The organism is uncultured Gilvimarinus sp. (genome assembly GCF_963972205.1).
Classification (GTDB): Bacteria; Pseudomonadota; Gammaproteobacteria; order Pseudomonadales; family Cellvibrionaceae; genus Gilvimarinus; species Gilvimarinus japonicus.
The window spans coordinates 18,585-30,417 of sequence record NZ_CAXAUC010000021.1 but is presented as its reverse complement, the minus strand read 5'-3'; the positions used below and the strand labels follow the sequence as shown (position 1 = coordinate 30,417).

Here is an 11,833-nt window from a genome sequence, read left to right as displayed (position 1 = left end):
ACACGCTGTTCGCGTCACTGTCGTTGTCGATCAGCACCACCGGGTTGTCGTTGGCCTCAGGTGGTTCAACGGGTGGGGCGGGGTTTGCTCCGCCGGGGACATCGTCAAAACTAATAATGGCGCTATCGGTTAGCGAGCCGTCACTCACGGTGTAGCTAACGCTGGGGACTGGGCCGCTGTAGTCGGCGTTGGGAGTAAAGTAAAACTCGCCGTTGCCGTCGATGCCGAACACGCCGGCATTATTAAGTTGGATTTCATCGCCTGGGGTGAAGACGGTGTCATCACCCTCAATGTTAAAGCTAATAACTTGCAGGTTATCACCGTCGATATCTGAGTCGTTATCGAGCGCATTGCCGGTGACGGTGGTGGCGGTAAAAGTCTCTAGCGGGCCATCATCTACGGCATCTGGTGCATCGTTAACAGGTGTAACCGTAAGCTGCACTGTAGCGGTATCGGTGGCGCCAGCGCTGTCCGTCACAATCACATCAAAGCTATCGGGGCCGTTATAGTTTTCGGCTGGGGTATAGGTAAACCCACCGGTTGCCGGGTCGATGGTCACCGTGCCATTACCGGGCGGAACACCCAAGGTATAAGTGAGCGTATCGCCCAGATCGACATCACTGGCATCGACTTGACCTGACAGTGGGACATCTTCTGGGGTACTTAACACTTGATCTTGGGCGACGGGTGCGTCATTGACGGGCAGCACTTCGACTTGCGCAACACTCACGGCGCTTTGGATGCCATCACTGACTGTCACCGTAAATTCATCGGCACCGTTAAAATCGGTATTCGGGGTGTACTCAAACTCGCCGGTAGCGGTATTCAGAGTGACAGAGCCATTGGCGGGGGGCTGTGTCAGGGTATAGCTCAAGCTGTCGCCATCGAGGTCTTGGGCACTGATTTGACCCAGAATTGGCGTATCTTCGTCGGTTGTTAGCGATTGATCGGTCGTGGTGGGGGCGTTATTGGCGGCAAAATCGCTCTCTTCGCGGCTTGGCGCGGTAGCGCGTGAGCCGTTGTCATACTGGTAAGATTGCCCGTCGACCGACTCGTTAATACGCTCGACTCGCACAAAGCTGTGGCCACCACCGGAGCCAGCTTGACCCGCCGCTGGGGCCTCGTCGAGGATATCCAAGAGGTCGCCTTCGCCACCGAGCAACAGGCTATCGTTTTCGTCAAGACTCGCGAGGATGGTGTCAATGCGCTCCCCGTTATCGCTTTGCAATAGATTGTCATTGGCATCGAGACTGGAGAGTATGGCGTCAAAACGCTCCTCATTACTGCCTTGCAGCAGGCTGTCGTTTTCATCAAGGCTTGCTAGGATCGCGTCAAACTGGTCGTCAAACACACTGGCTTGTTCGCTAGAGGTGGCCGTTTCTGGCCAAAGGTCGGGGCTCATGGCGACATCGTGAAGGCCATTTAGGGCTGCCGGGGCGCCATCGCCAAAATCCAGCTCAATGCGAGTGCCACTCTCGGTAACCAGGTGTTCATCGGCAGCGATTACGTCACCGGCTGCCAGTTCACGTAAGGAGCCATCCTCCGCTCTCGCCCATGCTTTACCTTGCAATACACTCACAGTTGCCGCTTGAGTCGCCATAATGTTTTCCCGCCCTAGCCAAATTCAGTGTCTATACCGTTTGTATAGATTTTCTATTAATGGCAGATTAAGAGGAAATAAGCGACACTCCTATTGTACCTAGGTCCAATATTGCAAAAGAATATAAAGCGATAAGGTTAATAACAAAAAGTGTAAGAAAGGTCATCCGTGAGGAAGATTGTGTCAGCGCCCCCCGGTACCATAGCAGCCCGGTTTAAGGACGCCGACATGGCCAACGCGCTACAAATCTATTTGCCCCTGAGTATGATTGATAAACAATTCAAAGGAGTCAGTATCGACCGCACTGTATGGGGTGATATCTTCACTTAACCCATAGGGGCTATCAGCGTTTGCACTGGGTGCTGACACGTACAACACCAGCTCACTTACACTATCATCTGATTCGTCGTCACGGGGTAACCACTGAGTGAGGTCCTCATCATCGTCTTCCAATAAGTCGGCAAACCCTAATGGCCGCGCCGCACCCATAGCGTTAGAAGCAGCCGACTGATCGTTAGCACTAGCATCGCCCAAATGCCATGCCAAGCTATCGGCGCCCAACCCACCATCATCGTCCATGGCAAAACCTGCTTTAGCGCTGGGTTGGGGTTGTGCGCCTGCCATGGCCGGGCTGACACCGGAGACCACCGCAATGCTGACGTTGCCAAAGTCGAACGCGCCGCTGCTGTCATTGACTTGGTAAATGATATTGTCAGTCCCGATAAAACCGCTGCTTGGAACATAGTTTAACGTACCGTCGGCGTTTATCGTCACTGTGCCGGACTCGGCGGTAGCACTAAACACAGTGAGCTCATCGTTTTCGGCGTCGGTATCATTGGCAAGCACATCAATCACAATACCGGGACTATTGTTCGCCACCTCATCCACAACGTCATCATTCGCCACCGGAGCATCATTAACCGCCGCAACGGCGATGTCGACACTCGCCGTTTGCACACTGTTCGCCTGGCCTTGACCGTCGTCTACCGAGAATTCAAAGGCCCCTATATAATCTGCCGCCAGCTCTTGCGGCGCGTTGTACAATAAGCCGGATAACTCGACGCCACTAAAGGTGTCGTTTAGGGCCAGCACGGTACCGTTTGCCAAAGTCACCTCACCAACATCCGGTAAACCTGTGACGGTAACGGTTAACGCATCGCCATCGGCATCCTTGGGCGTCGCGACACCTAACGGGGTATTCACGGACTCTTCTTGTACTGATATGGCGCCACCACTCACCACAGGCGAGTCATTAACGTTAAGCAAAGAAATATTCACATTAGCGGTATCGCTACCGCCCTGTCCGTCATCGGCATAGACGCTCAAACTGTAAACGCCAATCTCGTCGTCATCGACATCAGTGGTTAAGGTGATAGCGCCAGTGGTTGCATCAATAGCGAACAAGCCGGCGCTGTTGCCTGCGGTAATACTATAGGTCAGGGTGTCGCCGTCGGGATCGAGTGCGCTGACAACACCAAGCTCGGTACCACTAACCGCACCTTCATCGGCGCTAAATTCATAGCTGTCGTCGTCAGCACCGCTGGGCTCATTGATAAAGTCTGGCGCCGGGTTAAGAACCGTCCACGTAAAGCTCTGGCTGGTACTCTCGCCACCGGAATCAGTTGCGGTTACGGTAATGGTGTAAACACTATCAGCGGCGGCGTCTGCATCGAGCGTACCGCTGATCACCCCAGTCGCTGCATTTATATCCAAACTTGCCGGCAAGCCACTTGCCGTGTAAGTAAAGACGTTATCTGCATCGACATCACTAAAGCTACTGCTAACATCCAGGTTCACCATAGTGGCTTCATCAGAGCTTTGATTGGCAACGGCGCTGGACGTCGGTGCATCGTTTACGCCGGTAACATTGATGGTTACTGTAATCGGGTCGCTGATACCATCGTTATTGTCTTGCACCCGGTACTGAAACGTAATGGGCTCAATGTCACCTTCATCCAAGTACTGGAAGTTACTGCCGGGGTTGTAGCTGTAGCTGCCATCGGAATTAAAGTTAATAGTGCCTGGGCCTGACAAGCTTCCATCCACCAAACGATAGGCCACAATGTTACCGTCAACGTCATCAGCCTCGGGGACGCTGGCATTTAATACGGAGTCTTCGTCAATATCGATGACACTATCGGCGGAGGTGGGCACATCATTGATGCCTTTAATTGTGATATCGATGGTTGTGCTATTTCCCTCCGACAGGTCGACCACAATAGTATCGGTAAAACTTTCACCGCCCATCAGCTCTTGCGCATTTGGCGCCAAGTTATACTGCCAACTACCGTCGGCTTGCAAAATAACCGAACCGTATACGCCCGTGTAAGTGCCGGCCACAAAGGTAAGGTCTTCCCCGTCGTCGGGGTCAGAGGCATCTAGTTGACCAGACGCTGCCGGGTTGGCGTCGTCTTCGGTAATGGCGGCACTACCGCTGGAAATAACCGGTAAATCATCGATGCCGTTGATCGTTAGAGTGACGGTTGCCGGCGAACTGAGGCCGCTGTCGTTATCCTCTGCCCGGTAAGTAAAACTCACATCTACCGACGCACCGTCTGATAAATAATCGTATGAGCCACGGGGATCGAACGTATAGCTGCCGTCGGAGTAGAACGTCAGTGCACCGGGGGCGGCGCTACTATCGTCAACATAAAGCAAACCGCCTTGTTGTACGTAAGCGACCACCACGCCGTCACTGTCGACGTCTGTAGCCAGAGGCAATGTGCCATTGTATAAGCTGTCCTCATCAAGGCTCACGGCAAGGTTACTATCACCGCTATCAATCACCGGGACATCATTCGCCCCGGTAACATTGACGGTAACGGTTGTGGTACTCCCGTTAGAAATACCCACGGTAAAAGTTTCACTGACTTGCTCATCAACGTTTAAGGCATTGGTATTCGGGTTAGCGTTATCCAGCGTGTAGGTCCAGTTGCCATTGGCATCAATCGTAAACGTGCCATAAGTTCCGGCCACATTTGTTTGTGGCGTAAAAGTGACACTACCACCCGCTACGTCGTCTTCATCCACGTCCTGCAACGACAACTGTCCGCTGGCTTGATTATTAGCCGGATCATCTTCAATAACCGCTCCAGAGCCTGTTGTCACCGTCGGGGCATCGTCTTCACCTATAACCGTAATACACACCGAGGCGGTATTGCTGATTGCGCCATTGTTATCAATACCATGGTAGGTAAAGCTCACCTGCTGCTCATCGCCCTCATCGAGAGGGTCAAAGGCGGTGCCAGGGTCAAAGGTAAATGTGCCGTTGTCATTAAAGGTGATGGTCCCACCTTGCAAACCACTGGTATCGACTGCGGAGTAAGAAACGACCGAGCCATCAACGTCGGTGCCTGCGGGAACGGCGCCGGTGAATACCGAGTTTTCACCAGTTGCAATTACACCGCAGGGTACATCTTCAACCACGGGAGCATCGTTGGTACCGACAATGTTAATCGTGACACTGTCTCCACCGCTACCACTAGGAATCGTCACGATGACATTATCGCCCGGCCCCAACGGGTCCGCTGCACTAGGGTCCAAGGCGTAAGACCAACTACCATCGGGGTTTACCGTTAAGGTGCCGTAGCCTAAGCTGTCGTCATACATACCCGGGGTATAATTATCGAGTGGGCCACCGGTCACCGAGCTAGGCACATTGACTTCGATAATCTCACCAGAATTGACATCTCCGTCGCCATCGCTGAAACCACTGATGTCGATCGTAACCGTACCGATTTGCGACACCGCGCCGTGACTGTCAAACGCCCGATACGTAAAAGAGACTTGCTCGCTGTCACCGTCTTCAAGGCTGTCAAACTGAAAACGCGGGTCAACGCTAAAGGTACCATTGGTATTAAAAATTAGTGAGCCCGGCGTAAACTGCGAATCGTCCAGCAAATAATAACCATCCAAACGATCATCCGCATCGACATCGGTAACCGCTGACAGTGGTTGATTGTTTAATGTGTCCTGCTCATTAACGCTTAAGGTGATTTGTTCGGTGGTTAACACCGGGGCATCGTTACTGCCGGTTATATTGATTGTCAGCTGTGCCGTTGCACCATCATCGGATGATAAATCAACCGCAAACACATCAGTGACCTGATCCCCCACGTCCAACTCATCGGTCGCTTGGGCCGCATTATCCAGCGTGTAGGTCCAGCTGCCATCAGGCGCCACAACCACCGACCCGTAGACACCCTGTAAGGTCTGACCATTACCATCGGGGCCAAACGCTAGCGTGGGATCATCCACATCTCGGGCAACCAAGGTGCCCGATACGGTATCGCTCGAGGCGTCTTCGCTAATAGCGCCGGAACTGTTTTGAATCACCGCGGGGTTATCTACGCCAACAACGGTAATGGTTACCGTGCCGGGCACCGCGACCGCGCCATTATTATCAACCGCAGAGTAGGTAAAGACGACGTCTCGCTCAGCACCCGCGGCTAAATCGGCAAAGTCGCCATTGGTATCAAAGGTGAAAGTACCGTCAGCGGCGTTAAACGTTAACTTACCCTCACCGGTATTACTTACCAAGCCAAAACTACTGATGGTGCCATCAATATCGGTGGCGCTGACGCCATCGATAAGCACGGCATTTTCAAACACATCGAACGCTAAGTCGGGCACTTCTGGATTATCGTTGGTGCCTAAGATATTAATGGTAACCGTCGTGGTTAAATTATTATCCAGCGGTGTTTCAGGGCGGCCATCACCGTTTAACGCAACGGTGTAGTTTTCTTGGTGGTTTTCATTCAGTGATATCGCATCGACGGTGGCGTTTTGATTAAGCTGGTAGCTCCAGGTGCCGTCAGTGTTTACGGTTAAGGTACCGTAAGCAGAGCTATAAGTGTCGGCAATAAACTCTAAATCTGGATTATCGACATCGTAGGCATTGAGGGTTCCGGTGGCCGTTGTCACCAGGTCTTCGCGCACAGTGCCACTGCCGGCACTAACCACCGGCGCATCATCGACGCCATTTATCGTAACGGTAACCTGTGAGAAGTCACTGAATTCACCATCGTTATCAATGGCCCGGTAAGTAAACGTAAACTCTTCACTTTCACCCAGGGCAAGATAGTCGTAAGAACCTGCCGGGTTTACAGTGTAACGGCCATCAGATCCAAACGTTAACAAGCCCGCCGGCAGTGTGGGACCGCCTGCGGTAGTGTAACTGGTCACGGTACCATCCACATCATTAGCGGCTGGCACCTGTCCATTTACTGCCGTATCTTCGTCAGTTACCGCTACGCCATCAAACACATCGGGGACATCGTTGGTGCCGGTAATGGTAATGGTAACCAGCTGGTCGTCGGTCGCGCCTTCCGAGTCAGTCGCAATCAGCGTGTATTCCAGCACAATTTGGTCGTTTTCGGGCAAGTAATCAAAGGCGTCATCAGGGCTCGAAAACTGCCAATTCATAATGCCGTTACCCGCCCCTTCGGCAATTACTTCTGCAGCATTGACACTCATCATGGCCAACAACATAGCACTGGACATATTGTTGGCATCACCGGAAACCACGTTCACGGCCGTTACACTCGGCGCAACGGTATCGAGTAAATCGACATCGGCAACACTGACGGTGCCGTTAGTGGTTAGGGATGCATTGGTTTCGGTAAGGGATGCGGTGATACGGTCACTACCGGCAACACTAATCGCTGGGGCATCGTTCACACCAGTAATGGTGACGGTGATATCATGGCTGGTGCCGTCGACAGCATAGACCGTGTGTGTCTCGGTGTAAGTTTCGCCCTCGGCCAAATACTGTAGCGCGGCATTGCTGACGCTGTAATCCCAATTGCCCGATGAATCAATCATCAAGCTACCCAATGCACCGCCGCTAGGGGTTGGCGCACGGGCCGCATCAATCGCCGACTCACTGTCGTCGCTATCAGTGACCAATAGCGTACCACTACCGGTAATGGTCGGATCATTAGCGTCTTCGTCTACCGCTAGCTGATCGTCGCCATTAAAGCTTGGCGCGTCGTTAACGCCCTGTATATCAATGGTGATCGTCGCCGGTGCGCTATAGACCGTATTACCGTCAAAGTCAGTAGCCGTATCGGTGGTAATGTAAGTGAAGGTGACGCTGGTGGATTGCCCCTGACGCAATGATTCAAACTCGCCGTTGGTAGCAAAAAGATAGGAACCATCAGCATTAAAAGTCAGCACGCCAGCGCTGACATCTTGCTGCAAAATAAACCCGGTTGGATCTAACGCGCTGTCGACATCTGTCGCTTGAGGCACGCGATCGTTAAGTGTTGAATCCTCGTTTACTTGCACTGTATCGGGATAGACGATAGGTGGATCGTTGACGTTTATCAGCGTGACCTGAACACGTCCGAGGTCCACTCCGCCCTCCCCATCATCAACGCGCACGACCAATTGCCGAACACCTAAATCGGGGTCATCTACGACTCGGGTTACACTCATTTCACCCGTGTTTGGGTTAATGGCAAACAAGCCGTCATCGTTACCGTATAAAATGCTGTAGGTTAGAGTATCGCCGTCAGGGTCCGCTGCCGCGACGGTTGCAGTGCCCTGCACCACCCCTTCGTACACTTCAAATTCGTAGGTATCATTGTCGACGCCGGTAGTTTCATTGATAAAATCGGGGGCGGGGTTGGTGACGACCCAATTAAAAGTTGTAGTGACCTCAGCCCCCTGCAAATCAGTGGCGGTAACAGACACGGTATAAGGGCTATCTACCGATGCACTATTATCCAATGTGCCTGTAATCAGGCCCGCTGGAGAAATACTTAACCCTAAGGGAAGTCCAGTAGCGGTATAAGTCAGGCTATCACTCGCATCAATATCACTAAAGCCACTCGTAATATCGACGGCAGTAATCGCCTCGAAGTCTTGATTAAGCTGATCCTGTAACCCCGCCGGGGTAATTATCGGCGCATCGTTACGGCCCGTTATCGTAATGTTCACCTGATGGTCATCAACGCCACCTTGGTTATCAGCCACCGCAACCGTATAGGAAAGCACTAACTCATCACCGGTACCTAGATAATCGAACGCTTCACTGGCACTATCAAAAGTCCACTGTATTATCCCTTCGGTCTCGCCTCGATCAATAATCGCCGCGTCATCAATTATCAGCATGTCCGCCAACACCCCGATATCAATACCACCATCATCGCCACTACTGACGGCTACACCGGCAACAGAGGAGGTTACTGAGTCGCGCACATCGACATCTTTAACACTTAGCGTGCCAGAGGCAATAAGCCCTGCGTCTGTTTCAGACAGCGTTGCGCTATCACTATCAGCCTCTCCCACACTAATAACAGGGGCATCATTAGTGCCCATGATTCGCACAGCGATGGCATGGGTTGCGCCATCAACCGTGACAACTTGAAAAATATCAATGGCAACTTGCCCATCAGATAAGTACTGAACGTCTGCATTATCAACCGTATAGTTCCAGCTGCCGTCGGCCAGTATCGATAAGCTTCCTCTAACGTTGTTAAGCCCATCGGCGCTCGCAGTAGGTACTATTTCCGCTTCACCATAGTCGGCATCAAAACCTTCTAGCTGGTCCGCCGCAAGCAGCCTATTGCCAGCCTGAACATCGATATCTTCTTTTACCGCGCCTCTGTCGCCTCCGGTAAACACGGGTGCATCGTTAGTGCCGACAATTTCAACCGTCACCTCTTTGCTGTCAACGGCGCCAGCAGAGTCGGTGACCATCACGTTGTAAGTCAAAATGTAAGGCACGTCAGTCGGCAACACTGCGAAATTCTCTGCGCCGCTATCAAACTCCCAGGTAATAACACCATTGATGCTGCCGGTGTTAATAACATTTGCGCTGTCGACATTCATCATGGTCAATAACACCGCATCGTCAAGCAGACCATCGATGTTGCTAAAAACCTCAACGACCGAGGCCGACACTGTGTCACGCACATCAATATCAACAACACTCAGCGTACCCTCAGCCATCAGGCCCGCATTAGTTTCCTGCAGGCTCGCGGCATCACTATCACCCGTTTGCAACGTAATTTCAGGGGCGTCATTAGTCCCGCGGATGACAACGGTTATAGGGTGCTGAGTACCATCCACAGTGGTAACTAAAAAACGTTCTGTAAGAAGCTGGTTTTGCGCTAAGTACTGGGTGTCGGCATTCGCCACGGTATAAGACCAAGCGCCACCGGCGTCGATAACCATTGTCCCCAGCACAGTCCCTTGTGGGATCGGGGCAATACTGTCATCAATCGCCGACTCGTTACCATCCGGATCATAACCTTGTATTTGCCCTTCATAACGCAACTCTGGATCGCTGGCGTCCTCCGTCACCGAGCCGCGAGTGCCTCCGGTAAAGATAGGCGCGTCGTTGGCACCGGTAATTCTTACGGTAATATCGTGTGCGGACGTTGCCCCTTCACTGTCTGTCACCTGCACTTGATAGGTAAGCGTTAATCGCTCACCCTCTGGCAAAAAATCAAACGTCGTAGAGCCGCTATTAAACTGCCAGTTAAGTACGCCGTTTTGCGCACCCAAAGCAATAATATCGCCAGCATCAACACTGAGCATGGCCAATAACTGGGCGTTGGAAAGTGTATCAACCGGGCCGGCAGCGCTAACCGACAACACACTAGGCGCTACCGTATCGGCCAAGTCTACGTCGGCCACACTTAAGGTGCCGGTTGCCGATAACGCGGCATCAGTCTCGCTTAATATGGCGCTATCACTGTCGCCGGTAGCAACGGTAATAGTCGGAGTGTCATTCACACCGGTAATGGTAACCACCACATCGTGGGTCGTGCCATCGGCGGTGCTAACGGTATGCGTCTCACTAACCGTTTCTCCGAGCGCTAAGTACTGTACCTCGGCATTGGCGACTTGGTATTCCCAGGCGCCATCGGCGCTTATGGTTAACTGCCCTAAAGCGCCAGCGCCGGCTATTGCGTTACCAGGTAAAAAAACGGCTTCATCTTGATCGGGGTCCACGACCTCTAGCTTGCCATTGTCGCGCAGCATCGGATCGTCGCTGTCTTCCAGTAAATCGCCGGTGTCATCACCGGTTATGACCGCGCTATCGCTAACGGGCGTCACCTCAATGTAAACCACCGCCTCGGTTGTGCCGCCTTCGCCATCGTCCACCAATACGGTGAATTGATCATTGCCGACGTAATCCGGGCCGGGCTCATACCGAAAAGCGCCGGTGTTTGGGTCTAAGGTGACTTCGCCAAAGCTTGGGCCCGTCGCAATGCGATAAGTGAGCGAGTCGCCATCGACATCACTGGCCTCAAGTTGACCTTCAATGGCGGTGTCTTCGGGTGTCACAAGATACTGATCAGTTGCCTCGGGCGGATCATTAACCGGAATCACTTCAATGTAGGTTGTCTCGGTAACTGTGTAGCGACCATCCGACAACTCGACCATAAACTGGTCGTCGCCGTTGTAATCTTCGTTAGGGGTATAAACAAAAGCACCAGTGGCAGGATCGAGGGTCACGCTGCCATGGGTAGGCTCGCTGATAATCCGATAACTAAGCGGTGCCCCCTCGGGATCGTAACCAGGGATTCCACCAGGCAGTGCCACATCCTCGGGAGTCGTTAAATACTGATCGCTAGTCTGCGGCGGAAAGTTGGGGACCGGCGGCGAGGGTGGTACCGGCGGGGGCACGGGAGGTAACGGTGGCACGGGGCCGTCATCGCCATCCATAATACGCCCGCCCAAAGTGTATGGCGGCGAGGGCCGTTCAGGCACACCAGAGCCGTCAAGTCCGGGAGGCGTTAGCTCCTCACCAACACGTTTTAAATTAACACTGTAATGCCACCCCTGCGACACCGGGGACTCTTTATCATCAACACGAGAAGAGTTGCTTGACGGTTGTCTGGTCTCGTCGTTAACAACACTGGGAGTAACGTCTGAGGCACCCGAGTCAACCGCGGTATCGGGTTGGGTGTTGGATGAAGACCAGAAGTCGGAGGTTAACAATAGCTGCAGAGGGCCGACGTAACTCAAAACTTCGCCAGCACCAACATCCAAGGTGATGCTGGCGCCGCGTTCTACAACTAGGCGCTCCCCAACAGCAAGGCTATCGCCTTCGCTCAGGTTGCGCACCCGCCCATCGACTGTTCTAGCCCACGCGCGTCCCTCGATCTCGACAACTATCGCACTTTGCTCGCTCATAGATAATCCCTTCTCAGCCTCTCAAAACCCTCTGAGAGCTAACTACCACCCGACGCAAATGATTCATGTGCCAAAAAGCGC

General features: G+C 52.8%; 2 protein-coding genes. Both read right to left on the bottom strand.

All coding sequences use genetic code 11. The annotated features are described in order from the left end of the window. The coding region (locus AACY82_RS17270; RefSeq protein ID WP_339618101.1) for an Ig-like domain-containing protein at positions 1 to 1,600 on the bottom strand (1,600 nt) is incomplete at its 3' end. 240 nt (positions 1,601 to 1,840) lie between these two features. After that, a complete protein-coding gene (locus AACY82_RS17265) occupies positions 1,841 to 11,752 on the bottom strand; it encodes a VCBS domain-containing protein (RefSeq protein WP_339618100.1) in 9,912 nt (3,303 codons plus the stop codon). Positions 11,753 to 11,833: the final 81 nt, after the last annotated feature.